Here is a 25,236-nt window from a genome sequence, read left to right as displayed (position 1 = left end):
CCTGATCACAATTCCCAAGAAAATGTAGTGCCAACTTTTCGGCTAAGGCATTGATTTGCTTATAGCCGGGGGTCGATTCTGCGCAAGTTGGGCTAACGCGGGTGTCCGCGCTAGTTCAGCGAGGTGCTGATCGCGCTGAACTTCTTGTTCAGTGTCGAGCCAAGGTTGTTGACGACGGCGATGATCGCGAGCGCGATGCCGGCGGCGATCAGGCCGTACTCGATCGCGGTGGCGCCGGATTCGCCGGCGAGAGGTGGCGAATGGTCTGCATGGTCTTGCGAGAATTGTCTTGCGAGAATTCCAGGAAGGAGCTGGCGAGGACCATATCCGCGGGCGGTGGGTTCCCCAATTCGGAACCGCACCTTGCGTCAATCGCGATCATCGAAGCGGGCGGCGGGAGATCGATCCCGCCGCCACGACCGCTCGATCCTTGCGTCGCTAATTCTTCAGCACTATGCGGCCGACGACCTTGCCGGCGCGCAATTCGTCGATCCATGTCTGGACGTCGCCCATCGGCTCCTCGCGCATCGGCGTCGGCTTGATCTTGCCGGCGCGGGCGAGCGCCATCAGCTCCTGGGCCTCGGTGAGCGTGCCGACCATGAAGCCCTCGATGGTCATGCGCTTGTAGACCCACTGCACCATCGGCAGCGTGAACTGGCCGCCCATAAGGCCGGAGACTACAATCTTGCCGCCGCGCGCCGCGACGGCGACCGCGAAGGCCATCGACTTCTCGTTGCCGGCGAAATCGACGATCTCGTCGAAGCCGCCCTCGGTCTCCTTGAGGATGCGCTTGACCACGTCGGGCTCGGCCGGATCGTAAGCCACCGCCGCGCCGTTCTTCAGCGCGGTCTCGCGCGCGGCGCTGCTGAGGTCGGCGACCGAGATCGGCTGCTTGAACATGGCCTTCGCAAAGGAAAGGCCCATCATGCCGACACCGCCGAGGCCGATCAGCAGGAGGTTGCGCTGGCGCGGACGGTCGACCAGGCGCTTGAGCGCACCGTAGGCGGTGACGCCGGAGCACATCAGGGTCGCAGCCTGGTTGACGGGCAGGGGGTCGTAGTCGAGCAGATATTTCGCGTCGGGCACCAGCACGTGGGTGGCGAAGCCACCGTCGATGGAGACGCCGAGAAAGCGCTGTTTGGCGCAGAGGTTCTCGTCGCCATTGGCGCAGTCGCGGCACTGGCCGCAGCCGATCCACGGAAACACCGCCTTCTTCTGACCTAGGAGGCCGGTCGCTACCTCCGGACCAACTTCGTCGACCACGCCGGCGATCTCGTGGCCGAGCGTGAAGGGCAGCGTCATGCCGCGCGTGGTATCGAGCTTCTTGCCGCCGCCGAGATCGGCATAACCGTCCTGGATGTGCAGATCGGAGTGGCAGAGGCCGCAGCGCTCGATCCGCACCAGCACCTCGCGCCCTGTCGGCTTTGGCGTGTCAACGATGGTCTCGCACAGCGGCGCATCGAACTTGACCAGGGACTGCCGACGCATCAACGCCATATTTCTTCCTCCGGAATTTCTGTCTTAGTTTTCGTTTCGTATATCCGCCAATTCACGCGCCATGGCAACAAAGCCGGAAATCGGAATGGTCTCCGCGCGCCGCGTCGCATCGACGCCGGCCGCTGCGGCGAGCCGCGCGGGATCGGCGCCGAGCGACTTCAGGCTCTGGCGCAGCATCTTGCGGCGCTGGCCGAAGGCGGCGGCCGCGACCTGTTCGAGCAGCTTGCGGTCGCAGGCGAGAGGCTGTTCGCGCGGTGTCAGTCGTACGACCGAAGACGTGACCTTCGGCGGCGGCACGAAGGCGGTCGGCGCGATGTCGAACAGGATCTTGGTCTCGCAGCGCCAGTTGGCGAGCACGCCAAGGCGGCCAAAGGCCTCCTCGTCCTCGCGCGCCACGATGCGTTCGCCGACCTCGCGCTGGAACATCAAGACCATCATGTCGTACCAGGGCGGCCAGGGCTCGGTGGTGAGCCAGCCGATCAGAAGGTGGGTCGCGATGTTGTAGGGCAGGTTGGCGATAATCTTTGCTCGTTCGCCTGATAGCAGCGGGCGCGGGTCGAAGGTTGTGGCGTCGCCATGCACGATCTCCAGACGGCCGGGATAGCGCGCGGAAATATCCTGCAAGGCAGGAATAGCACGCTCGTCATGCTCGATGGCGATGACGCGTCTGGCGCCGAGCGCGAGCAGCGCGCGCGTCAGTCCGCCCGGGCCGGGACCGATCTCGACGACGGTGGAGTCCTCGAGCGGAGCCGCCGCACGGGCGATGCGCGCGGTGAGATTGAGGTCGAGGAGGAAATTCTGGCCGAGCGATTTGCGTGCCGACAGATCGTGCTGGCGAATGACCTCGCGAAGCGGCGGGAGGTCGTCGATCGCGCTCATCGGATTTTCGCAGCCGCCATCCGGCTCGCAAGCCTCAACGCCGCGATCAGGCTTGCCGGATTGGCTTTGCCGGTGCCGGCGATGTCGAAGGCGGTGCCGTGGTCGGGCGAGGTGCGGATGAAGGGCAGGCCGAGCGTGACGTTGACCGCGTCGTCGAATGCCACCGTCTTGATCGGGATCAGCGCCTGGTCGTGGTACATGCAGACGGCGCAGTCATAGCTGTTTCGCGCGGCTTCGTGAAACATGGTGTCGGCAGGAAGCGGTCCCTTCGCCTCGATGCCCTCGCTGCGCAACGCCTTGAGCGCCGGCGCGATCACGGTCTGCTCCTCGTGGCCGAGCGAACCGTCCTCGCCCGCATGCGGATTGAGGCCGGAGATCGCGATGCGCGGATTCGAGATGCCGAAGCGGGATTTCAGTTCGGTTGCGACGATGCGCACGGTCGAGACGATCAGCTCGCTGGTGAGCTGGGCCAGCGCATCGCGCAAGGAGACGTGGATGGTCACGGGCACCACGGCGAGCCGCGGCGACCACAGCATCATCACCGGCTGCGGCACGCGGCCGTCTTCCGCGGCGAGTTCGGCGAGGAATTCGGTGTGGCCGGGATGGCGGAATCCGGCGCGGTAGAGCACGCTCTTGGCGATCGGGTTGGTGACGACGGCGCCGGCGCGACCCTCGCGGACGTCAGTGACCGCCTGGCGGATCGAGGCGAGCGCGGCCGGGGCGCTCGATGCGTCGGGCTTGCCGGGCTCGGCGCTCGCGGGCTCGCCGGTCGCAACCACGGGCAGGGCCTCGGCGAAGACGGATAAGGCCCCGCTGGCGCTCACCGAGGCGATCCTGACGTCGGCGCCGAGCGCCTTGGCGCGGCGGGCGATCAGCGCCTCGTCGCCAAGTAGGTAGAAGGCGGGCAGGTCCAGTTCGCGGCGCTTGAGCCAGGCTGCGATGGTGATGTCGGGGCCGATGCCGGCAGGCTCTCCCAGCGTCAGGGCGAGGGGCTTGGCTGGCTGCCTGGCCATCAGCGGTTGCGATATTCGATCATTGCGGCCCTGCGGAGGTCATCGAGATAGGTCTTCTGGGTCTTCTCGTACTTCTCCTGATACATCTTCTCGCGGACCTCGCGCTTCTTCGGCGTGTCGATCATGGTCGGCTTGCGCGAGCACAGCACCACCATCTCGATGCCCGCCTTGGTCGCCTCGGGCGCGGTCAGGTGGCCGATCGGCGTGTCGTCGAGCACCTTGCGCAGCGCCTCGGGCAGCTCCGCCGTGGTCTTGGTGACGGTGTCGCGGATGGTGGCGTTCGGCGTGGAACGGAACAAGGAATTGGCTTCTTCGCAGCTTCCGACGCGCGAGCGATATTGCTCGGCTTCCTTGTGCCGCGTCTCCAGGAATGCCGGCGACGAGCCGCGCGGCACGATCAGCACGATCGGCTGCATCTTGTATTCGGTGCCCTCGATCTGAAGCTTGTCGCCGGTCTGGGCCTGCACGGCCTGCGCGACGTCCTTCTCGCCGACCATCAGCTTCTCCTTGAAGCGGCCGCGCACGAGGCTTGTCCAGACCATCTCGGCCTTCATGCGGGTCTTCAGGGTTTCGGGGCGGACGCCCTTGATCTCGAGCGATTTGGTGAGCTGGTCCGGCGAGATGCGCATGCGTTGCGCCATGCCCTCGTAGGACTGGTTGATGTCGGAGACGCCTGGGTCGACGCCGTATTTCTTGCCTTCCTTCAGCTTCACCCGGTCGTCGATCAGCTCGTTGATGACGTCCTGGCGGGCCGGCATCTTCTGCGTCGTCAGCTGGTCGAGCTTGGAGCGCTGCTCGATGTCGAAGTCGGTGATCGGATCGCCGTTGACCATCACGACGATGTTCTGCGCGCGCGAGGGCGTGCCGGCCAGGAGCAGGGCGGCGAGAACGAGGAGGAGGCGGAAGACAGGCAATGGCATCGTCATATTTGTCGCTCGCATGTCAGCCGCGGTGAACCTGCGATCGGGAACACGCGGACGTCACTTCAAACCGTTCACTGGAGGCCGCCGCCGGAACTGCTGGCCGTCGATGTATTCGCCAGCGTGCGCAGGCCGATCTGGAACATGATCGCGTGGTTCAGCACGGGCGGCGTCGAGCCCGCGGAATAGCTATACGCAGTTACGTAGTTCAAGCCGAGCACAAAACAATCGTCGACATAGCCGGCACCGAGCACATACTGGTTGATCTTGTTGGCCTCCAGGTCCCAGCGCGCCGAGCCCGTGACCACCCAATTGGCCGCGACCTTGATCGAGCCCGACGTCAGGATGCCCTCGCGGCGGGTCAGATAGCCGAGTTCCGGCTGCGCCGCGTAATTGCCGTACAGCATGCTGATCGACCAGCGATTGAAGTTGGCGCGGCCTTCCGCCTCGAAGCGCTGGACGTTCCAGGTCTGCTCGTCCATGCGGGAGCGGACGCTGAACGTATAGGTGCTGTTAGGCGAGTAGGCCGCGCTCGCCACATAGTCGGAACGCGGCCTTTGCAGGCCGGAATCCACGCCGGTATTGATGGTGTCCTGGACTGCGAAGGAGTTCATGCCGAACAGCTGGTAGGACTGGCCGAACAGCACCTTGACGGCGCCGCCCTTGTCGAACTGCGTGGTGGACTGCACGCCGACATTGGCGCGGCCGCCGCCCTCGACGCGGTCGTAGCCGGAAAACTTGTCGACGCTGAACAGGTTCGAGGCGTCGAACACCATGCTCTGGGCGTCCTCGTTGGGGAGCTTGCCGGCATAGGTCTCGTTCGGCCGGATGATGACCTGCGCGATCGGTTCGATGGTGGTCGAGCCCCAGGGCTGAATGTTGATGAAGGGGTAGCGGTATTCGAGGCCCACGGTCGGCATCAGGCGGAATGCCTGGGTGTCGCCGACCGGAAGATAGTTCGACACGCCCGGCTGGTTCGAGACCGAGGAGTTGATCGCGTCGGCGCGGAGAATGGCAAACGGAGTCCAGATTTCACCGAACGGATCGGTGTAGGACTTGCGCCACTGCGCTTCGGCCGTCAGGCGGGTGTAGGTGCCCGGGAAGCCGCGTAGCAGGCACTGCGACGGCGTGCGCGCGAGCGGATCGGCCGACGTCGTCGTGCACAGGCTGTTGGTGTTGGCGAGCGTCGTGATCGGATCGAACACCGCGGTGTCACGCGACAGGTTCACGAAATTTGTCTTGTAGCTGAACTCGCCGCCGAACACCGGATAGTTCAGCACGTTCGAGTAATCGATCACGGGGTAGACGACCGGGACCTGGCTCTGGTTGCCCGAGTAGCTCAGCCAATACATCGTGCGCGCGTCGAAGAAGCTGCGATTGCCGACACCGGTCAGATAAAGCTGCGAGAGAGCATCCGTCGGCAGATACAGGAACGAGCCCAACGGATCGCGATATTGCGACAACCGGTAGTCCGAGAAGAAATAATAGTCGGACATGAGGACGCCGTCCCAGCCCCAGACCCACTTGTCGTTCAGCGCGAACTGACCCTTGGTGTCGACGGCGCCGCGGAACTGCTTGTCGCCGGGCTGGCCGGCGAGCGCGCTCGGATCGAGCTGGTCGATGCCGTAGACGCGGATCTGATAGGCGCCGTCCATCAGGCGCTGGCGGAACTCGGCCTGGAATAGCACGCCCTGCTTGGACGTGATGCGCGGGTTGAAGGTCGCGTCCATGTCGGGCGCGATCGCCCAGTAAAACGGAACCTCGACGCCGTAGCCGAACGGCGTGTTCGACGTGAAGCCCGGCATCAGGAAGCCGGACTTGCGCTTCACGGTCGGGTCGGGCGTCGAGAAATAGGGCATATAGGCGATCGGCACGCCGAAGAATTCGAGCTGCGCCGTCTCGAAATACAGCATCTTCTCCTGCTGGTCGTGGATGATGCGCGCACCCTTGACCTGCCACAGCGGCGGCTTCTTCGGATCGTCCTTGCACGGCGCGCAGGCGGTGTAGACGCCGTTCTCGAACACCGTGTAGTTGCCGCTGGAGCGATCGGAGCGGCTCGCCGCCATGCGGGTCTGGTCGGCCGTGTCCACGCGCAACGAATCGACGAAACCGTCACGGTAATCGTCGGAGAGATCCAGGATCTCGGCATAGGTGATCTTGCCGTCGGCATCCGTCATGCGGATGTTGCCTTCGGCATGGAGCCGCTTGGTCTTCTGGTCGTAGATGACCTTGTCGGCCTCGACGCTGGTGCCGTTATAGAACAGCTGGACGTTACCGACCGCGGAGACGCGCGAATTGTTGTAGTCGTAGTCGACCTCGGTCGCCTGAACCAGCATCTGGTTGTCGTTGGCGACCTTCGGCGGCTTCGGACGCGGCGGCAGCGGATTGTAGGTGAAGCCCTGGGCGGAGGCCGGCGCCACGACGGCAACGTCGATCAGGCCACCGAGCGATGCCACGGCGGCGAAAGCAAGCAGGAACCTGCGAATGGACAAGCCAAACCCGTTCGCGCGCACCAATGTGCGCCGCGTCCAACGAGACACGGGTCCTTGGTGGACGGCCGTCACTATCCGTCCTCCTGATACAGCAAGGCCAAAAAGCCGGTGAGGCCGCCCACCACCACGGGCAACCACGCCGCAGCGATCGGATGCATCAACTCAGCCTTGCTCAAATCTTCAGTCACTTTCGACAAAACGTAGAGCAGAAAGCCTGCGCCCACGCCACTCAAAACCATCTTCTGTACGCCGCCCATCCGGAAGAAGCGCAACGACACGGAGGCCGCTAGCATCACCATTGCTGCAAGCAAAAACGGCTGCGCCAGAAGCTTCTGATACTGGAGTCGGTATCCGGCTGTCGCGAAGCCCGAGCTTTCGGAGGAGCGGATGTAGCTCGGTAGTTGCCAAAAGGACACAGTCTCGGGTGTGGAAAAACTGTTGCGGACCTGTGCCTCGGTCAGCGTCGTCGGAATCTCCAGGCTGGCCTGATCGATCGGCGGCGAATCCAGCGAGAAGCGGCGGACGCCCTTGAACAGCCAACGGCCGGACTCGAGCGTCGCCTCGCGCGCCTCGACGCGTTCCTTGAAGTGCTGCTCCGTGTCGAACCGGAACAGCGTGAGCCCCGTGAGCCGGACTCCCTGCTGCTCGCTGCGCGCCGCGTTGATGATGGTCTGGCCGTCATTGGTGACCTGATTGAGCCAGAAACCGGAGGCGTCCTGAATGCCACCGCCGGGCGCAGAGCCGAACAGCTCGGCTTCCATGCGCTTCGAGAGTTCGCGCAGATTGGCCGACATCGGATTGTAGGCGACGGTGGCGATCACTCCGATCAGCAGCGCACTGCCGAGCGCCGGCGAGATGAATTGCCATGCGGAGACGCCAGCGGCGCGCGCGACCACGAGCTCGAGCCGGCGGGAGAGGGCGAGATAGCAGGTCATGGCGCCGATCAGCATGCAGAACGGCGTCAGCTTCTCCAACAGCTGCGGCACGCGGAACAGCGAGGTCTCGGCCACCATGACCGCGGAGGCGGATGCAAGGCCCGAGGTCTTGCGCACCATCTCGATGTAGTCGACCAGCACCAGCAGCAGGAAAATGCTGGCGAACACGCCGAGCGCTGCGACCACGAAACGGCCGGCGAAATAGCGCCCGAGTGTGTTGGTGAGCATGCTCATGCGGTAGCCGGCCGTCCGAACAGCCGCGCGATGCGCGCGTTCGACCTGTTGATGGCCTCCATGAGGCGCGGCGGCGGTTCGACCACGAGGCCGCCGATGATGATCGCCAGCCCGATGCCGATGGCACCAAAGACCATCGCATATTGGACCAGCACCGCGCCCGGCGATTTCACGGCCACCACCGAGCAGGCGAAGCCGGCCATGCGCAGGCCGAACACGGCGAGGATCGAGGAGCCGATCGAGAAATTGCGGCTCTGGCGGGTGGTGCGTGGCGCCCCCAGGAACGCAAAGGTCAGCACGGCAAAGGCGAACGGATAGATCGGCGCCAACAGGCTGTCATGCAAGGCCGAGCGGAACTGGCCGGGAATCTGCTTGTAGACAGGGTCGTCTTCGGATGGTGAGAGCAGCTCCCAGAGATAACGCTCGCGGATGCCGAGGGCGACGTCGCGGCCCTGGCCCGAGAACTTCGACATGTCGAAGCCGTAGCGGCCGAACGCCACCAGCGCGGGATCGCGCTTGCCGGCCTCGAAGCGCTGGAGATTGCCGGTCTCCAGCACCAGGAACGATCCGGTGTCGTTCTTCACGACTTCGCCGTGCTCGGCGACGATCGAGACGCGCTCGTTCGGATCGCGGCGGTCGTCGATGAAGATGCCGGCGAGGATGCCGCCGGGCTGACGTTCGCGAATCCGGATCGTCAGGTTCTTGTCGAGCTGGGCGAAGCGGCCGGGCTGGAGGATGTTTGTGAGCACGTCGGCAGTGATCTCGGCGTCCCACTGCTTGATCCGCCGCATGCCGTCGGGGGCGAGATAGGCCGCGATGAAGGCGACCAGCAGCGCCACCACGCAGGTGGCGTAGAAGAACGGATAGAACAGCCGGAACGGCGAGAAGCCGGCGGCATTCATCACGATGATCTCGGAATCGGTCGCGAGCTTGTTCAGCGTATGCGAGATCGCGATCATCAGCGCGATCGGCGAGATGATCAGGACCAACGCGGGCACGACGAGGCTGGTGATGCCGAGGAAGGTCAGGATGGTCTGACCCTGGCTCGTCATCAGGTCGATGCCGCGCAACGCCTGCGTAATCCAGATCACGCCCGTCAGGCTGACCAAGACCAGCGCAAACGACGCGAGCGTCGTGCGGAAGATATACCTGTCGATTGACCCCATGCGCTACCGCACGAATCCCACCAAGTCCCCAACGTCGGCCGTAATTTCGGCTGTCCAACCAATCCCCGCGAGGGGATCCCCAAGGTCGGCCAACCGTCTCTTCCAGCAGCTTACTCTCTCACTACCATCCCTTTGATCCGTCAACAAAATGGCCGCCCCGTGGCACCCTCAACATATGGTTAACATTTCCCTCGTTGTGGCCTCGCGGCCACGGGGGTGCTTGGCATCTGCCGGGCCCCTAGCCCATAGTACGGCAGACTCAGTGAATCGCCGTTCAGCTCCGGCCCGTGGCCGGGACCGCCGATCGGCAAAAAGCCCCATGTTTTGGAGGAGTTACCTATGTCCGATGCCATCAAGGTCGGCATTGTCCCGTTGTCTACCGCCGTCCGTGGCATCATGGTCGTGTTCTGCGACGACGGTCTGAAGCTCGGCCCGGCGACCGTCAAGGCGCTCGGCGGGGCAATCGAACTCGTGAAGCGGGCCGCCTCCGCCGCCGCCTTCAAAGGCAAAAGCGGCGCCGCGCTGGACATCCTGGCGCCGGAGGGGGTGAGGGCCACCCGGCTGATCGTGATCGGTGCCGGCAAGGTGGCCGGCCTGAAGGCGAACGACTTCCTCAAATTCGGCGGCGTGGCGGCGAGCAAGCTTCCCGCCGGAGCCGCGGCCATGACCATCATGGCGGAACTGCCCAATGGCGCCATGACGAGCGAGCAGGCGGTTGCGATCGCCTCGGGCCTGCGGCTGCGCAGCTACAAGTTCGACCGCTACAAGACCAAGAAGAAGGACGGCGAGGAGGACGGCTCCAGCGCCGACATCTCGCTTGCCGTTGGCGATGCCGCCGCCGCGAAGAAGGCGTTTGCATCGGCCGGTGCGATCGTGGACGGCGTGATCATTGCGCGCGACCTTGTCAACGAGCCGCCGAACGTTCTTTTTCCTGAGGAGTTCGCGCGCCGCGCGGGCTTGCTCCGCAAGCTCGGCGTCAAGATCGAGGTGCTCGACGTCAAGGCGATGGACAAGCTCGGCATGGGCGCGCTGCTCGGCGTCGGTCAGGGCTCGTCGCGGCCGAGCCGGACCGTGATCATGCGCTGGGACGGCGGCAAGAAGGGTGAGGCACCGGTTGCCTTCGTCGGCAAGGGCGTCTGCTTCGACACCGGCGGCATTTCGATCAAGCCGGCCGGCAGCATGGAGGACATGAAGGGCGATATGGGAGGCGCGGCCTGCGTCGTCGGCCTGATGCATGCGCTCGCGGCACGCAAGGCCAAGGTCAACGTCGTCGGCGCCATCGGCCTCGTCGAGAACATGCCCGATGGCAACGCCCAACGCCCGGGCGACATCGTCACCTCGATGTCGGGCCAGACCATCGAGATCATCAACACCGACGCGGAAGGCCGCCTGGTGCTTGCCGATGTGCTCTGGTACGTCGCCAAGAAGACCAAGCCGAAATTCATGGTGGATCTGGCGACGCTGACCGGTGCGATCGTGGTCGCGCTCGGCACCGACCATGCCGGCATGTTCTCCAACAATGACGAGCTTGCCGAGCGGCTGCTGGCGGCCGGCATCGAGAGCGGCGAAAAGGTCTGGCGCCTGCCGCTCGGCCCCGAATACGACAAGCTGATTGATTCCCAGTTCGCCGACATGAAGAACACCGGCGGCCGCCACGGCGGCTCGATCACCGCGGCGCAGTTCCTCCAGCGTTTTGTCGACGGCACGCCCTGGGCGCATCTCGACATCGCCGGCACCGCCATGGGAGCGCCGAAAACCGACATCAACCAGAGCTGGGGAAGCGGCTATGGCGTCCGTCTGCTCGACCGTCTGGTCGCCGACCATTACGAGCGCAAATGACTCAAGATGACTGAAGTGCTGTTCTATCATCTACAAAACATGACGGTGGAGAACGTGTTGCCGCCGCTTCTCGAGAAATCGCTCGAGCGCGGCTGGCGCGTCGTGGTGCAGTCGAATTCGCCGGAGCGCGCGGATGCGCTCGACGCGCACTTGTGGACCTACCGCGACGATTCCTTCTTGCCGCACGCGACATGGCGGGTGAGCGACGCCGCCGATCAGCCGATCGTGCTGGCGGTCGAGGAGGACAATCCGAACGGCGCCAATGTCCGCTTCCTCGTCGACAACGCCGCGCTGCCGCAGGACGCCCAGGGCTATGAGCGCATGGTGCTGCTGTTCAACGGCGACGATCCGGACGCGCTTGCATTTGCCCGCAGCGCCTGGACGGATTGCAAGGCGCGGGGATTTGATGTCACCTATTGGCAGGCCGACGAACGGGGCCGGTGGCAGAAGCGGAATTAGCGGTCGCGCGCAATTAATGATAATTTGCACTTTTCGGACGATGATGGCTTTGGTCACCTTCGTGCCGCAAAGTGATGTTGGGACAAACGCTTAGGGTCGATCCTTCACACGGGGAATTTAGTTTATCGTGCGACATCAAAAGCTTCCCGGCTCGCTCATAGTTGCGTTGGCTGCCGTAGCCCCGCTGGTCGCGGGCTGCTCTGGGACCGATGTGTTCTCCAGGGACGCCCAGTGGTTCAACACGCCCAGCCGCATGTTCATCCGGAACATCTCGATTGAGTCGCCGCCGCTGACCCCCGACAGGGCGGTTGGGGCCGAGGATCTGGTCAGTGCAGACGGAGGCTGTGCCGGCATGGCGCCGCAGCCCGGGCCGGCTGATGCCAATGCGTCCACGACGGCGCCGGCGCCCATGGGGGGCACCGTTGCGCTCGGCCACACCGAATGCGACGTGGTGCGCGGCATTGGCGCGCCCTCGAACGTCAACCTCTCCGCTGATGCCGCCGGCAGGCGCGTCGCGGTCGTGACGTGGACGACCGGTCCACGCGCGGGCATCTACACCTTCACGGCCGGCCGCCTGTCCTCGATCGAGGGCACGCCGGAGGCACCGGTTGTGCCGAAGGCTGCCAAGCCGAAGACGAAGAAGAAATCGGCGGCGTAATACGGGTCGGCCTTCTGCCCTGAAGCTGGTTGCGGCTGTCGATGCGATCAGCCGCCCATGGTCGTCCCCATCGTCAAGCGGCTTTGCATCCCTTGATTGCGGCGGCCGAGGCGTGAACGGCGATCTCTCCGTTCGCGCTCGCCGGCAATCTGCCTGTAGCCGGCGTTTGAGTTCCGCGCTCCCTGTCTCCGACAGCCTTCCCAATACGCCGGCCGGGCTGCTGACGACCATCGACAGCCAGCAGTCATCGAAATTCGCAAACGTTCGCTCGACGACCAGTTCGCGAGTTTCGACATCGCGGATGCCGAGCTTCGCCCAAAGCGCTTTCAGTGCCTCGAACCGCGATACATCCGCACTCGGTGGGCGCTGTGCAGGTTTGCCGAGAGCGTCCATCTCCTCCCATAAGGGCTGCGTGGGCGAGCCACTCCGCAAGATGTCCCAGGTGTAGGATGCGACCATGCCGGCAGGCTTGGTGACGCGGACCATTTCCGAGGCACCTTTGTGCGCGTCCGGGACGAAGAACAGCACCAGCGCCATCACCGCGACGTCGAAGCGGTTGACGTCGTAGGGAAGTGCCATCGCATCGCCAATCGAAAACTCGACCTGCTTTGCTGATAATTTCTGGCGTGCAGTCGCAATCTGTCCGTCGGACGGATCGGTCGCGCAACGGACGAAGGGGCGGACTTCGCAACAAGGAGCTCAGTGAACGCGCCCTTGCCGCAACCGACATCCACCCAGGTCAAACTGCGCGCTTGTCTCGAGCCGCGGTTCTTCCGCGCGCGTTTGAAAATCACGGGGTCGTTACGCGTGATCCGTGATCAGGCCATTCGTGATGAGAGAGCCTTCGCATCCGCTGTCGAAAACTCCCCCGAAGCAAATCTGGACGAAATCTCCAGAATAATCACGCGCGTCTCAAGCAACGGTTCAAGAATGTCATGTTCGCGGCTGTTACGTGGAGGGGTGGGGCTAGATCGACCGAAGGATCATTTTGAATGTCTACTACCTCTGTTTTTTCCCCGGTTACGGGCCAACTCACCATTTTCGGCGATAGCGCCAATAACGGCGTCGTGATCAGTCGTAATAACGCAGGCCGCATTCTCATCAATAACGGGTCTGTGACGCCAATCGGTGGCGCCCCCACCGTCGCCAACACCAGCGAGATCGACATCTTCGGTCAAGGCGGCGACGACACGATCACCGTTAACGAATGCCATGGCCCGATGCCCGCGGTGCACATCTTCGGCGGTGACGGCAATGACAGGATCACGGGCGGCTCGGGGGCCGACCTTCTGTTTGGTCAGGCCGGCAACGATGTGATCAACGGCGGCGGCGGCAACGATCTGCTGTTCGGCGGCGCGGGTAACGACACGCTGGACGGCGGCAGCGGCGACAACCAGTTGTTTGGCGAGACCGGCGACGATCTCATGATCTGGAATCCAGGTGGCGGCACCAACCTGTTCGAGGGCGGTGAGGGCAACGATACGGCTAAGGTCAACGGAAGCAACGGCGACGAGACGTTCACGATCACGGCGAACGGCACGCGGGTGCGGTTCGACGGGACGGGCGCGGCGCCATTTTCGCTCGACATCGGCACGACGGAGAATCTCGTCCTGCACGCCGGCGGCGGCGACGATGTCATCACCGCGGGCAACGGGCTCGGCAGCCTGATTTCGCTGACGCTCGATGGCGGCGCCGGCAACGACAGGATTACCGGCGGCGACGGCAACGATCTCCTGATCGGCGGTAGCGGCGACGACATCGTCAATGGCGGACGCGGCAACGACGTTGCCGAGCTTGGATCGGGCGACGATACCTTCATCTGGAATCCCGGCGACGGCAGCGACGCGGTCGAGGGCGGATCGGGCAACGACAAGCTGTTGTTCAACGGTGCCAATATCAACGAGACCATCAACATATCGGCCAATGGCGGCCGGGTGCGCTTCACCCGCGACGTTGCCAACATCACGATGGACCTCAACAGCGTCGAGCAGATCGAATTCGATGCGCGCGGCGGCGCTGACAACATCCTTGTCGGCGATCTCACCGGCACCGGCGTCAAGCAGGTGCTGGTCGATCTCGGAGCCACGCCCGGAGGGACGCAAGGCGACGGTGCGGCTGATACGGTGACCGTCAGCGGCACCGGCGGCAATCAGCACATCGAAGTCATAGCCACGGGCACAACGGTAACCGTCACGGGGATGCCGGAGGTGGTGACGATCGCAAATGCAGAGGCTGCCAACGACCGGCTGGTGATCCAGGCGCTCGGCGGCAACGATGTCATTGGTGCATCCCTGCTCGCCGCGGCGATCGGGCTGACCATCGACGGCGGCGCGGGCAACGACACCATCACCGGCAGTCAGGGGGCCGACACCCTGATCGGGGGCGATGGCAACGACAACGTCACCGGCGGCCGCGGCAACGACGTGGCTCTCCTCGGCGCGGGCGACGACATCTTCACGTGGAATCCCGGCGACGGCAGCGACACCGTCTTCGGTGACGCGGGAACGGACACGCTGGTGTTCAACGGCTCGAATGTCGCCGAGAACATGTCGATCTCGGCAAACGGCGGCCATGCGCTGCTCACCCGCGACGTCGCCGCCATCGTCATGGATCTCGACGGCATCGAGCGCGTGCAGATCGCGGCGGCCGGCGGCGCCGACAACATCACCGTCAACGACCTGACCGGGACCGGCATCGCGCAGGTCGCCGTCGACCTCAGCGCCGGCCCCGGCAGCCAGAGTGGGGACGGTGCGGCGGACCGCGTGACCGTGAACGGCAGCGCCGGTGATGATCATATCACGGTTGCCACCAGCGGCGGATCGATCGTGGTCAACGGCCTCGCGGTGCAGGTGACGATCGCGCACGCGGATTCCGGTGACGTGTTCAGTGTCAACGGCGGAGGCGGCAACGACGTCATCAATGCTTCCGCGATCAAGGCGGGACAGCTGTTCAGCCTCAACATCAACGGCGGCGATGGCAACGACACCATCACCGGCAGCGCCGGCAATGATATCGTCAATGGCGGACGCGGCAACGACGTGGCCAGTCTTGGCGCGGGTGACGACACCTTCGTCTGGAATCCCGGCGACGGCAGCGACACCGTCGAAGGCGGCAACGGCACCGACACGCTGGCGTTCAACGGCGCCAACATCAACGAGAACATCAACATCTCGGCCAACGGTGGCCGGGTGCTGTTCACGCGCGACGTTGCCGCCATCGCGATGGACCTGAACGGCGTCGAACATGTCGACTTCAAAGCCCTCGGCGGTGCCGACAACATCACCGTCAATGACCTCTCCGGGACCGGCGTGAACGAGGTCAATCTCGACCTCGGCGCCAATGACGGCGCCGCCGATACGGTGACCATCAACGCGACCGGCGGCAACGATGTCATCACGGTGACCGAGCACGACGGCATCATCACGGTCTCGGGGCTTGGCCAGGACATCAACATCACCGATGCCGGCGCCGGCGACAGGATCGTCATCAACGGCCTCGATGGGGACGACGTCATCACGGCATCCGGTTTGCACGGCGGCATCCAGCTCGTTGCCAACGGCGGCAATGGCGACGACATCCTGATCGGCAGCCCAGGCAACGACACGCTTACGGGCGGCGCGGGTGACGACGTGCTGATCGGTGGCGGGGGCTTCGACGTTCTCGATGGCGGCAGCGGAAACAACGTCGTCATTCAGGGCGGGGCGGCGATGGCGGCCGCGATGCTGCTCAACCAGGCCATGGCGGCCAGCTTCGTCCCGGCAGGTGACGGCCACGGCGAGATGCCGTTGCCCGATCCGCACGCTGGCCAAAGCCAGACGCTCGCTCCGCCGCAGCACGCCTGACGTTAGCCGCCGCGGCCTGGAGAACGCTCATGACGACGAACGCTGGCGTGGCCGATACGGGGCTCGACGCGCTGCTGACGCTTCTGCATTTGAAGGGTGTTGCGGCCGATCGCGACCAGCTCAGGCACCGGACCGGAGCGGCAGTCTTCGGCGCAGCGGACATCGTCCGCTGCGCCAAGTCGCTCGGACTGAAAGCACGAACCTATCGAACGCAGTGGAGCCGTTTGCCGGACAGCCCGCTGCCTGCGATTGCGATGCTGCGTGACGGCAGCTTCATGGTCATCGCCAAAGCTTCCCCCGACCAGGTGCTGGTGCAGTCGCCGGGGGTGCAGCGGCCTGTATTGATGGAGCGCGACGAGCTGTGCGCGAACTGGGACGGCGGGTTGATCCTAATGGCGCGGCGCGCCGGGCTATCCGACCTCGGCCGCCACTTCGACATCACCTGGTTCATCGGCGCGATCGGCAAATACCGGCGACTGCTCGGCGAGGTGGTGGCTGCCTCGTTCTTCCTCCAGCTCTTTGCATTGGTCTCACCGCTGTTCTTCCAGGTCGTGATCGACAAGGTACTGGTTCACCGCTCGCTGTCCACGCTCGACGTTCTCGTCATTGGCCTCGTGGTCGTCTCCCTGTTCGACACCGTGCTCGGAATCCTGCGCAACTATCTGTTCTCGCATACGACCAACCGCATCGACGTCGAGCTCGGCGCGCGCCTGTTCCACCATCTGCTGGCGCTGCCGATGGCGTGGTTTCAGGCCCGGCGTGTCGGCGATTCCGTGGCCCGTGTCCGCGAGCTCGAGAACATCCGCAATTTCATCACCAGCTCCTCGCTGACGCTTCTCATCGACCTGTTCTTCACCTCGGTGTTCCTGGCGGTGATGTTCGCCTATTCGCCGTTGATGAGCTGCATCGTGCTGGCATCGTTCCCGTTCTACATCGCGATCTCGGCGGTGGCGACGCCGCTGTTCCGCCGCAGGCTGGACGAGAAATTCCGCCGCGGCGCCGAGAACCAGGCGTTCCTAGTCGAGAGCGTCAGCGGCATCGAGACGCTGAAGGCAATGGCGGTCGAACCGCAGATGCAGCGCCGCTGGGAAGAGCAGCTCGCCGGCTATGTCTCCGCGAGTTTTGGCGTCACCAGCCTCGGCAACACGGCGAGCCAGCTGGTGCAGTTCGTCAGCAAGATCGTCACTGCCGCCATCCTCTATGTCGGCGCGCGACTCGTGATCGGGGACGCATTGACGGTCGGCGAGCTCGTGGCCTTCAACATTTTCGCAGGGAGAGTTTCGGCCCCGGTGCTGCGGCTGGCCCAGGTCTGGCAGGATTTTCATCAGGCGCGGCTGTCGATCGCGCGGCTCGGCGATATTCTCAACAGCGCGGCGGAGCCGGCTCACTCCGCGGCACGCGCGGGGCTGCCGCCGCTCCGGGGTAATATCAGGTTCGAGCACGTGGGCTTTCGGTACAGGCTCGACGGGCCGGAAATCCTGCACGACGTCTCGTTCGATATTCCGGCAGGCCAAACCGTCGGCATCGTGGGATCATCGGGCTCGGGCAAGAGCACGTTTGCAAAACTGGTGCAGCGGCTCTATGTGCCGCAAGGCGGTCGCGTGCTGATCGACGGCATGGATCTGGTGATGACCGACCCGGCCTGGTTGCGGCGGCAGATCGGCGTGGTGCTCCAGGACAACATGCTGTTCAACCGCTCGGTGCGCGACAATATCGCGCTGGCCGATCCGACCCTGCCGATGGCGCGCATCATGGACGCTGCAAAGCTTGCGGGCGCGCATGATTTCATTCTGGAGCTTCCTGAGGGCTACGACACGGTGGTCGGCGAGCGCGGCTCGACGCTCTCCGGCGGACAGCGCCAGCGCATCGCGATCGCCCGCGCGCTGGTGACCAATCCGCGTATCCTGATCTTCGACGAGGCGACCAGCGCGCTCGACTATGAGAGCGAGCGGATCATCCACGACAACATGAAGGAGATCGCCAGCGGCCGCACGGTCCTGATCATCGCCCACCGCCTGTCCACCGTCCGCGGCGCCGACCGCATCTTCACGCTGGAGCGAGGCCGGCTGGTCGAGGACGGCACGCACGACGGCTTGATCAAGACCGGCGGCCGTTACGCGGCGCTGCATCGTCTTCAGGGAGGGATCTATGAGGTCGGCTAGGGCTGTGCCGGCTGCGCGGCCGCAGCAGACGGTGGTTCCTTTCCGGAAAGCGAAAGAGCGACGCGCCGAGGAAATCGCCTTCCTGCCGGCGGCGTTGGAGATCACCGAAACACCGCCGTCGCCAACCGGCCGCGCCATCGGCATGGCCCTGATGCTGCTTGTCTGTGCGGCGCTCGCATGGTCGGCATGGGGCACGATCGACATTGTCGCTTCCGCAACCGGGAAGGTCGTTTCGAGCGGGCGAAGCAAGGTGGTGCAACCGTTCGAGACCGGCGTGGTACGGGCCATCCACGTGCAGGATGGGCAGGCGGTCAAATCAGGCGATTTGCTGATCGAGCTTGATCCGACCGTCAACGCCGCGGAGCGCGATCGTCTTCATGACGATCTCATGGCTGAACGGCTCAATATCGCGCGCCTTCGCGCCGCGCTGACAGCTGGCGAGGAGGCTTCTGCCGATCTGACCCCGCCCGCGGACGCCGATCCGATGCTGATCGCGACGCAGCGGCAGCTTCTCGCCAATCAGGTCAGCGAGAACAGGGCCAAGCTCGCGGCGCTTGCGCGCCAGGAGGCGCAGAAGGACGCCGAGCATCAGACGATCGCGGCCACGATTCATAAGCTCGACTCGCTGCTCCCCGTCACGCAGCAACGTGTCGAGATCCGCAAGACGCTGATGGAGAAGGAGATCGGCTCGAAGCTGACCTACTACGAGACCCTTCAGCTCCAGATCGAGCAGCAGGAGGAGCTTCGCGTCCAAAGCAGCCGCTTGAAGGAGGCCGAGTCCGCCGTTGCCGCGATCCGGGAGACCCGTAACCAGGCCGTCGCCGAGTACAGGAAGAACCTGTCCGACGAACTCGCCAAGAGCGAGCAGAAAGCCAACGGCGTCGCGCGCGATCTGATCAAGGCGCAGCAGAGGACGAGGCTTCAGCAACTGACGTCGCCGGTCGACGGCGTCGTGCAGCAGCTTGCGATCCACACCGTCGGCGGCGTGGTCACGCCCGCGCAATCGCTGCTGGTGATCGTGCCATCAGATACGCGGCTCGAGATCGAGGCGATGATCTCCAACCGCGATATCGGCTTTGTCGAGGCCGGGCAGGGCGCCGCCGTCAAGATCGACACCTTCAACTTCACCCGCTACGGCTTGTTGGAAGGCCGGGTGCTGAGCGTCTCGCATGATGCCATCATTCACGACCGTCCGCCGGAGCGCGGAAGCGAGCGCCCGCTCGGGACGCCGCGCGACAGCAGTGAGCCCAACGGGCAGGAGCTGAGCTACAGCGCACGCATCTCGCTGGATCGCACGCAGATGCAGGTGGACGACCGCCTCGTCAGCCTGGCGCCGGGCATGGCGGTGACGGTGGAGATCAGAACCGGCTCGCGCACCATCCTGAGCTATTTGTTGTCGCCGCTGCAGCGCTACCGGCACGACATCATGCGGGAGCGGTAGTTCCGACCCCGCTGCCGACGACCGCTGGGCGCCCATGATCACGGCAACCGGCCAGTTTGCCGACTGAGCCATTTCCTGCAAGCGCGGGTAGGCGAAGACGTTACCCCGCGGCCTCGTCAAACTGCGTGCTCGCCTCCAACCACTGCTCCTCGGCGCGCGCCAGCGCGTCGGCGGCGTTGGCGCGTGCCTTTGACAGTTGCGCGGCCTGCTTGGGATCGCGGGTGAAGATGTCGGGGAGGGCGAGCGCCGTGTCGATCTTGGTGATGATCTCGCTGACGCGGGCGATCTCGGACTCGGCTTCCGCGATGCGCTTCTTCAGCGGGCCGCGGTTGTCCGACCTCGGACGCTGCGGCTTCTCGCTTGCCGCGCTGCGCTCGCGCGGGGCGGGCTCGCCGTTGCGCGCGGACAGCACCAGGCGGCGATATTCGTCGAGGTCGCCGTCGTAATTGGTCACGGTGCGGTCGGCGACGATCCAGAGCCGGTCGGCGCAGGCCTCGATCAGATAGCGATCGTGCGAGACCATGATAACGGCGCCGGGGAATTCGTTGATGGCTTCGGCGAGCGCGGCGCGGCTGTCGATGTCGAGATGGTTGGTCGGCTCATCCAGGATGATCATGTTGGGGCCGAAGAAGGTCGCGAGTCCCAGCAGAAGCCGCGCCTTCTCGCCGCCCGACAGTTTTCCAACCTTGGTGTCGGCCGCCTTGCCGGAAAAACCGATCGCGCCGGCGCGGGCGCGCACCTTGGCCTCGGGCGCTTCGCCGCCCATCAGCTTGCGGATGTGGTCATAGGCGGAGCCGTCCTCGTTCAATTCGTCGAGCTGGTGCTGCGCGAAATAGGCGATCGACAGCTTGTCTGCTCGCGTCACCTTGCCCGAGAATGGCGCGAGGCGGCCGGCGAGCAGTTTGACCAGTGTCGATTTGCCGTTGCCGTTGGAGCCGAGCAGCGCAATGCGGTCGTCATTGTCGATCCGCAAGGTGACGCGGCCCAGCACCGGCGTTGCCGGATCGTAGCCGACCGCGGCGTTGTCGACGGCGATGATCGGAGGCGACAGGATTTTCTCGGGCGCCGGAAAGCTGATCTCGCGCACATCCTGGGTGACCAGCGCCGTGATCGGCTTCAGCCGCTCCAGCATTTTGACGCGTGATTGGGCCTGCCGGGCTTTCGAGGCCTTGGCCTTGAAGCGATCGACGAAGGCTTGCAGGCGCGCGCGTTCGGCTTCCTGGCGCTTGACCTGCTTGGCATCGAGCATCTCGCGCATGGCGCGCTGCTCCTCGAAGGAGGAGTAGGTGCCTTTGTAAAGCGTGAGCTTGCTGCGCTCCAGATGCAGGATCTGGTCGACCGAGCTTTCCAGGAGATCGCGGTCATGGCTGATCACGATCACTGTGCGCGGATAATGCGCGAGGTGATCCTCCAGCCACAGCGTGCCTTCGAGGTCGAGATAGTTGGTGGGCTCGTCGAGCAGCAACAGGTCGGGAGCGGCGAACAGCGTTGCGGCGAGCGCAACGCGCATGCGCCAGCCGCCGGAGAATTCGGCGCAGGGGCGGAGCTGGTCGGTGGCCGAGAAGCCCAGGCCGGAGAGGATCGCGGCCGCACGCGACGGGGCGGAATGCGCGTCGATGTCCACCAGCCGGGTCTGAATCTCGGCGATCCGGTGCGGGTCGGTCGCGCTCTCGGCCTCGGTAAGCAAAGTGTCGCGTTCGAGGTCGGCCTTGAGCACCACCGAGATCAGGCTTTCGGGGCCGTTCGGGGCTTCCTGCGCGAGGCTGCCGACGCGCCAGCGGGGCGGCAATGTGACCGTGCCGTGCTCGGCCGCGAGCTCGCCGCGGATCACCTTGAACAGGGTCGATTTGCCGGTGCCGTTGCGACCGACCATGCCGACGCGGGATCCGGGCGTGATCTGCACGGAACTCTGGTCAATCAGAAGGCGTCCGGCGAGGCGGATGGAGAGGTCGGTGATAGCAAGCATGCGGCCTTGTCACCGCAGCCGGGATCAAACGCAACCCGTTTTTCCGTGAGGTTGAAGTCAGTGCGAATCGCGCTCGCGCTGCTTCAGCTCGTTGAGGAGCTGCTCGAGATGCGTCGGGAGCCTGGCTTCGGGGCGCAGGCTCTGCCGGAGCCGTTCGCCCACGGCATCGGAGATCGAGCGGCTGGTGCGCCGATCGATTTGTTCGCCGTCATTGGCAGAAAGGCCGGCCATCGCAGGGTTCCGTGTTTTCAAAGAAGCGACACGGTATCAAGTCCTTGGCCTCCAAATGGTTTCGCCACTCGCGGAGATTGCCCGTCATTCTAGCAAAAATTGTATGAGAGCGCGCGATACCCCAACCCGAATACAAAGCCCCGGCGCAGGGGAACGCCGGGGCTTCGCTTGAAAGGTACCTGGGGGGCTTGAGTACCCTTTTGGGAAGGTGCTGTCGGGCTCAGTAGCAGCGGTTGGTCAGGCGCCAGCGGGGGCCCCAGGGAGTCGGGATCAGCCGCCGCACATAGCAGCCGCCGCCATAACCGTAGGAGACGGGGCCGCCGACATAGAAGCGCGGTCCACCCCAGCCGTGATGCCAGCCACCACCGCCGCCGTGGCCCCAGCCGCCATGCCAGTGAGCGGACGCGGAGGTCGGCGCCAGCGCGGCACCCAGCGCGACCGCGGCAACAGCGGCAAGCGAAAGTTTCCTCAACATGGTGATCTCCTCAAAACTGCCGGCGCGGGGCTATCGCGTCGATGGAAAGGCCGCCGAAACGGTCTGCCTGATCATCAGGTTTCGGTTTCGATAGACCTGACGTTACGCCGGCGAAGCTGAACCGAATCCTGACGGGGGCTTCAGATTGGGTTCATCTGGGTGAACCGGGCAGGATTGTAATTTGACCTAAGCTTTTGTTCTGCAATGAGTTTTGGAAGAACGTTTCGAGAATGGCGCGTGCCGTGCGGTAGTCCCCGAGGTTAAGTTTTGCGATTGGCTTCGGCAGACGCGCGCGTTCCGGCATCGCTGCTTAGTATTCGCAGCAACACAATTGCTGGTAGTAGGAAGAATTAGTGCGATAGGTGATCATGAACTCGTTCCAAACGTTCCTCATCAAAGCTGCGGATTTGTATTTATCTGCACCCGTCTTCTTCAATTGGGTTGCAGGTATCGTGGCGACTGGCACGATTGCGGTCGTCTGGTTCGCGTATTGGCTGGGAGGTAAACTCTCCGAAGGGGTGGTTGCTGAACTGAAGGGCAAGGTCGAAGTTTTGGAGCAGCGGTTCGGCTTCGCCAAGGATAGAGCCGATGCGGCGGCAAAAGAAGCGGCTGATACGAAGACAGACTTTGAAAAACTGAAGCAAGAGATCGCAAATCAGGCGCCCCGCGAAACGTTGCAAAATTCTGCGGCTGTTCTCGAGATAAATTTCGATCGGCTCCTTTCAGCAAACAATTCAACGTCAAGTGTGCTTGGCTACGTGAGTACCGGATTTGACAAGGGGCAGCTCAAATGGCGTCCAATAGGGGAGGACGAAAAGCACTTGCTTGCCCCACATCCCGAAGGCCGAGGGACTTTGGCGAAGAATGAGGGCGACAACTAGCGCTCCACGAGCCGTCTATTCTCCCCGGTAGCCGTTGGCAAAACACCGCTTAAGCAAGCAGATCGTCCAGTGACACCTCGCCAGAATTTGAAAAAATCCGACGAGCAATAAACAGGCCGGTGATCCTGCTGGTCGGAAATCGCTTAGACAGGATATTGTTGGCCGCCCTGAAGTGCGCTCCTGCCGTCAACATGTCATCCACGATGCCGATGTACTTTGGGGCGCTCTGTCCGCACAAACTTTCGTCGATGTAACAATTCGCTTCTATCTCTTCGGGTCTCAACCGACTTCCTTCGTGAACCGCATCGGTCGATTTGACTTGGACGATCAACTCTCTCACATCGACTGGAACGGTCGATCGGATGGTGCGGCAAACCTCTGTCATACGATCATCGTATGCTGGATCGGTTTTGATCTTCGATGGAGGCACCGGAACGAGAACCGCATCGGCCAGCCATTTTGGATTTATCGCCGGTCCAAGCGCAGATGCACAGCTCGCGATTGCGCGCCCCTTCCATGCATATCCTCCCGCCCCCTTCTTTTTTTTAAGGTTCGAGATAAGTGAATTGGTTTCGCTGTGGGCGTAGCCCATACCGGACGTGTATTCGTACAGAAATAGGCACTCATCACTTTCTGTGATGTAATAGTGATCTGACCTATTCTTCTCGTCAATTTTTTGGAAGCGAACTGCTGACACTCAAAGCGTCCCAAACATCGTCCATGTGCTTGACACGAATTGCGCCGCGAGCCTCGAAAGTAGCCGGCCAAGTAATGTCTTTGCGCTGAAAGCAGGAGTCCAAAATGAAGAGCTTTCGCCCTTGGTGCAGAGCAGCTCGGGCCTGAGTAAGGGTGCCACTCGTTTCGCCCGCCTCGACAATGATAGTAGCTTCCGTCATTGCGCTCATAGTGATGTTGCGCTCAGGGAAGAAAAGCCGATTGTGTGGCACGGCTTGATTTGCGTAACGCAGAACAGGTACCTGCGAGATCAGCAAGAAGTCGGTAGCAATTCTTTTCTGAAGCTCGGCGTTTTCCTTTGGATAGTAGACACCGAGCGGGGTGCCGATTACCGCGATAGTTCGCCCCTTCGCCTCGAGAGCAGCCGTATGCGCTGCTGTGTCGATACCATACGCCAGTCCCGAGACGACGGTGAAATCTTGAGCGACGAGTTCGCGGGCAATCTTCTTCGCTCTGGCAATCCCCTCGTCAGACGGCTTTCGGCTCCCGACGACAGCGACCGATCGCGTCTCCGACAACTCCCAAGTGCCCTGGAAGTACAGCAGCTCTACCGGGTGCTTCGCATCGCGCAGTCTCGTCGGGTAATTGCCAGCGTGGTGGATACGTACGCCGAAGCGCGAAACTCCTGCGGCCAACAGTTTAGCCATCACTTCACGGGCCCGAGCGTCGGCTACGCTCGGGGCGATGAAATCCGAAGGCATAGCAGTTGGGTCGGCAGCAAATCGATCGGCTATCGTTTTAAAGGTCGCTCCCTGCTGCAGCCACAACTCCTCATAAGCTCCAAGCTCACGCGCCGGCGATATTGGCGCGATGGCGGGACCATCTTCGGATCTGGCTAGAAGAGCAGCGTTCATCGGTTTTCCACGTTCATCTTTGTCCATCATTTCTGAAATAGCAAACGGGCATGTGGACTACTTCGCCCCACGCTGCCTGTTCCAAACAGCGTAAGCCCACCTGCTTAACGTGCTGTTTTCATATGAGTTTACGGTCCTTCTCAAACCATTTTCAGAACTCGAAGGACAGCAGGGAACTCCGGCGATCCGCCAATGAGCGATCGCGGAGCATTCTGCCGCCAGCGATCGATAAGAACAGATCGAGAACAAAATGCAAGATCGTTTCCGCTCCCATTTCCCAAGCTGGAGGTAATCTCCGATCAGCGCGGCCAATCAGCTAGTCGGTTTCGCTCGCTCACGGGCGTGCTGCGGGTGCCCGCGCAAGCAGCGACTGATCTGCGAAGCCATTAGCTAAACAGGTCATCTAAGCCGGGCCAATTGTTGCCAAATCCCAAAACTGAAAAGGGCATCTTTCGACACTTCTTGTGGCGACCCTTCGATTATATTTCGTTTGGGTGAAATTGTTGTAAGCCATGCTGGAATCGGCCGTTCACTCCTGCGGCGAAGCGCCTGTGAGA

Annotated in this window: 20 protein-coding genes and 1 pseudogene; 7 read left to right on the top strand and 14 right to left on the bottom strand. The window is 63.4% G+C overall.

The window, feature by feature from the left end; translation table 11 throughout:
* Positions 1-110: 110 nt before the first annotated feature.
* The 8 genes from ABIB06_RS33610 to lptF all read right to left on the bottom strand — a co-directional run bounded on the left by ABIB06_RS33610 (position 111) and on the right by lptF (position 9,136).
* Complete coding sequence (locus tag ABIB06_RS33610) at positions 111-224, bottom strand: Flp family type IVb pilin (RefSeq protein WP_247346784.1); 114 nt, start codon at positions 222-224, stop codon at positions 111-113.
* A gap of 214 nt (positions 225-438) precedes the next feature.
* Entirely contained in the window at positions 439-1,497 is a 1,059-nt protein-coding gene (locus ABIB06_RS33605) for an alcohol dehydrogenase (protein ID WP_354046951.1), read from the bottom strand.
* A 24-nt stretch (positions 1,498-1,521) separates the two neighbouring features.
* On the bottom strand, positions 1,522-2,376 hold the full coding sequence (gene rsmA, locus ABIB06_RS33600) for a 16S rRNA (adenine(1518)-N(6)/adenine(1519)-N(6))-dimethyltransferase RsmA (protein ID WP_247346335.1): 855 nt from the start codon (positions 2,374-2,376) through the stop codon (positions 1,522-1,524).
* Positions 2,373-3,389, bottom strand: coding sequence for a 4-hydroxythreonine-4-phosphate dehydrogenase PdxA (pdxA, locus tag ABIB06_RS33595; protein WP_247346337.1), 1,017 nt, complete (start codon positions 3,387-3,389; stop codon positions 2,373-2,375). The genes rsmA and pdxA overlap by 4 nt, the downstream gene beginning before the upstream one ends.
* Positions 3,389-4,315 (bottom strand): peptidylprolyl isomerase family protein, encoded by a 927-nt coding sequence (locus ABIB06_RS33590; RefSeq protein WP_247443437.1) that lies wholly within the window; start codon positions 4,313-4,315, stop codon positions 3,389-3,391. The genes pdxA and ABIB06_RS33590 overlap by 1 nt, the downstream gene beginning before the upstream one ends.
* A 68-nt stretch (positions 4,316-4,383) precedes the next feature.
* A complete protein-coding gene (locus tag ABIB06_RS33585; protein WP_354046954.1) occupies positions 4,384-6,873 on the bottom strand; it encodes an LPS-assembly protein LptD in 2,490 nt (829 codons plus the stop codon).
* On the bottom strand, positions 6,873-7,970 hold the full coding sequence (gene lptG / locus ABIB06_RS33580) for an LPS export ABC transporter permease LptG (protein WP_247443439.1): 1,098 nt from the start codon (positions 7,968-7,970) through the stop codon (positions 6,873-6,875). The genes ABIB06_RS33585 and lptG overlap by 1 nt, the downstream gene beginning before the upstream one ends.
* Entirely contained in the window at positions 7,967-9,136 is a 1,170-nt protein-coding gene (gene lptF, locus ABIB06_RS33575; protein ID WP_247346345.1) for an LPS export ABC transporter permease LptF, read from the bottom strand. Before lptF ends, lptG begins: the two co-directional genes overlap by 4 nt.
* A 339-nt stretch (positions 9,137-9,475) precedes the next feature.
* Here lptF and ABIB06_RS33570 point away from each other — a divergent pair, with 339 nt between their 5' ends.
* The 3 genes from ABIB06_RS33570 to ABIB06_RS33560 all read left to right on the top strand — a co-directional run bounded on the left by ABIB06_RS33570 (position 9,476) and on the right by ABIB06_RS33560 (position 12,092).
* A complete protein-coding gene (locus ABIB06_RS33570) occupies positions 9,476-10,975 on the top strand; it encodes a leucyl aminopeptidase (protein ID WP_354046956.1) in 1,500 nt (499 codons plus the stop codon).
* A 6-nt stretch (positions 10,976-10,981) separates the two neighbouring features.
* The gene (locus ABIB06_RS33565) at positions 10,982-11,434 is read left to right on the top strand and encodes a DNA polymerase III subunit chi (RefSeq protein ID WP_354046958.1); all 453 of its coding nucleotides are present in this window, start codon (positions 10,982-10,984) and stop codon (positions 11,432-11,434) included.
* A 166-nt stretch (positions 11,435-11,600) separates the two neighbouring features.
* On the top strand, positions 11,601-12,092 hold the full coding sequence (locus tag ABIB06_RS33560) for a hypothetical protein (RefSeq protein ID WP_354046995.1): 492 nt from the start codon (positions 11,601-11,603) through the stop codon (positions 12,090-12,092).
* A 510-nt stretch (positions 12,093-12,602) separates the two neighbouring features.
* On the opposite strand, the pseudogene ABIB06_RS33555 reads toward ABIB06_RS33560, so the two are convergent.
* Positions 12,603-12,731 (bottom strand): annotated as a pseudogene (locus ABIB06_RS33555) (class I SAM-dependent methyltransferase); the annotation flags it as partial.
* 353 nt (positions 12,732-13,084) lie between these two features.
* Here ABIB06_RS33555 and ABIB06_RS33550 point away from each other — a divergent pair.
* From ABIB06_RS33550 to ABIB06_RS33540, 3 genes are read left to right on the top strand one after another with little or no spacing between them, the layout of a single operon-like run.
* Entirely contained in the window at positions 13,085-15,934 is a 2,850-nt protein-coding gene (locus tag ABIB06_RS33550; protein WP_354046959.1) for a beta strand repeat-containing protein, read from the top strand.
* A gap of 29 nt (positions 15,935-15,963) precedes the next feature.
* Positions 15,964-18,096 carry a type I secretion system permease/ATPase gene (locus ABIB06_RS33545; protein ID WP_354046960.1) on the top strand — a complete coding sequence of 711 codons (2,133 nt, stop codon included), beginning with the start codon at positions 15,964-15,966 and terminating at the stop codon, positions 18,094-18,096.
* Positions 18,083-19,537: an HlyD family type I secretion periplasmic adaptor subunit gene (locus ABIB06_RS33540; RefSeq protein WP_354046961.1), complete on the top strand. Its 1,455-nt coding sequence runs from the start codon at positions 18,083-18,085 to the stop codon at positions 19,535-19,537. Before ABIB06_RS33545 ends, ABIB06_RS33540 begins: the two co-directional genes overlap by 14 nt.
* Before the next feature lie 100 nt (positions 19,538-19,637).
* Here ABIB06_RS33540 and ABIB06_RS33535 read toward each other — a convergent pair whose 3' ends face one another.
* The 3 genes from ABIB06_RS33535 to ABIB06_RS33525 all read right to left on the bottom strand — a co-directional run bounded on the left by ABIB06_RS33535 (position 19,638) and on the right by ABIB06_RS33525 (position 22,209).
* The gene (locus ABIB06_RS33535) at positions 19,638-21,503 is read right to left on the bottom strand and encodes an ABC-F family ATP-binding cassette domain-containing protein (RefSeq protein WP_354046963.1); all 1,866 of its coding nucleotides are present in this window, start codon (positions 21,501-21,503) and stop codon (positions 19,638-19,640) included.
* Between the two features lie 57 nt (positions 21,504-21,560).
* Positions 21,561-21,734 (bottom strand): hypothetical protein, encoded by a 174-nt coding sequence (locus tag ABIB06_RS33530; RefSeq protein WP_354046965.1) that lies wholly within the window; start codon positions 21,732-21,734, stop codon positions 21,561-21,563.
* A gap of 220 nt (positions 21,735-21,954) precedes the next feature.
* Complete coding sequence (locus ABIB06_RS33525) at positions 21,955-22,209, bottom strand: sulfur globule protein precursor (RefSeq protein ID WP_354046967.1); 255 nt, start codon at positions 22,207-22,209, stop codon at positions 21,955-21,957.
* Positions 22,210-22,577: 368 nt separating this feature from the next.
* Between ABIB06_RS33525 and ABIB06_RS33520 the strand changes: the two genes are divergently transcribed.
* A complete protein-coding gene (locus ABIB06_RS33520) occupies positions 22,578-23,090 on the top strand; it encodes a hypothetical protein (protein WP_354046969.1) in 513 nt (170 codons plus the stop codon).
* 49 nt (positions 23,091-23,139) lie between these two features.
* Here the strand turns inward: ABIB06_RS33520 and ABIB06_RS33515 are convergent, their stop codons facing one another.
* Positions 23,140-23,787, bottom strand: coding sequence for a hypothetical protein (locus tag ABIB06_RS33515; protein WP_354069911.1), 648 nt, complete (start codon positions 23,785-23,787; stop codon positions 23,140-23,142).
* Complete coding sequence (locus tag ABIB06_RS33510; protein ID WP_354053021.1) at positions 23,759-24,679, bottom strand: DNA-processing protein DprA; 921 nt, start codon at positions 24,677-24,679, stop codon at positions 23,759-23,761. Before ABIB06_RS33510 ends, ABIB06_RS33515 begins: the two co-directional genes overlap by 29 nt.
* Positions 24,680-25,236: the final 557 nt, after the last annotated feature.

Source organism: Bradyrhizobium sp. LB8.2 (assembly GCF_040548035.1).
GTDB lineage: Bacteria > Pseudomonadota > Alphaproteobacteria > Rhizobiales > Xanthobacteraceae > Bradyrhizobium.
This window is presented reverse-complemented; position numbering and strand designations above follow the sequence as displayed.

Coding starts and splice junctions, on each gene's coding strand:
- ABIB06_RS33545 (WP_354046960.1), top strand. CDS start 15,964: ATGACGACGAACGCTGGCGTGGCCGATACGGGGCTCGACGCGCTGCTG.
- ABIB06_RS33605 (WP_354046951.1), bottom strand. CDS start 1,497: ATGGCGTTGATGCGTCGGCAGTCCCTGGTCAAGTTCGATGCGCCGCTG.
- ABIB06_RS33525 (WP_354046967.1), bottom strand. CDS start 22,209: ATGTTGAGGAAACTTTCGCTTGCCGCTGTTGCCGCGGTCGCGCTGGGT.
- pdxA (WP_247346337.1), bottom strand. CDS start 3,389: ATGGCCAGGCAGCCAGCCAAGCCCCTCGCCCTGACGCTGGGAGAGCCT.
- ABIB06_RS33590 (WP_247443437.1), bottom strand. CDS start 4,315: ATGACGATGCCATTGCCTGTCTTCCGCCTCCTCCTCGTTCTCGCCGCC.
- ABIB06_RS33530 (WP_354046965.1), bottom strand. CDS start 21,734: ATGGCCGGCCTTTCTGCCAATGACGGCGAACAAATCGATCGGCGCACC.
- ABIB06_RS33565 (WP_354046958.1), top strand. CDS start 10,982: ATGACTGAAGTGCTGTTCTATCATCTACAAAACATGACGGTGGAGAAC.
- ABIB06_RS33510 (WP_354053021.1), bottom strand. CDS start 24,679: ATGAACGCTGCTCTTCTAGCCAGATCCGAAGATGGTCCCGCCATCGCG.
- ABIB06_RS33540 (WP_354046961.1), top strand. CDS start 18,083: ATGAGGTCGGCTAGGGCTGTGCCGGCTGCGCGGCCGCAGCAGACGGTG.
- lptG (WP_247443439.1), bottom strand. CDS start 7,970: ATGAGCATGCTCACCAACACACTCGGGCGCTATTTCGCCGGCCGTTTC.
- ABIB06_RS33520 (WP_354046969.1), top strand. CDS start 22,578: ATGAACTCGTTCCAAACGTTCCTCATCAAAGCTGCGGATTTGTATTTA.
- lptF (WP_247346345.1), bottom strand. CDS start 9,136: ATGGGGTCAATCGACAGGTATATCTTCCGCACGACGCTCGCGTCGTTT.
- ABIB06_RS33535 (WP_354046963.1), bottom strand. CDS start 21,503: ATGCTTGCTATCACCGACCTCTCCATCCGCCTCGCCGGACGCCTTCTG.
- ABIB06_RS33570 (WP_354046956.1), top strand. CDS start 9,476: ATGTCCGATGCCATCAAGGTCGGCATTGTCCCGTTGTCTACCGCCGTC.
- rsmA (WP_247346335.1), bottom strand. CDS start 2,376: ATGAGCGCGATCGACGACCTCCCGCCGCTTCGCGAGGTCATTCGCCAG.
- ABIB06_RS33550 (WP_354046959.1), top strand. CDS start 13,085: ATGTCTACTACCTCTGTTTTTTCCCCGGTTACGGGCCAACTCACCATT.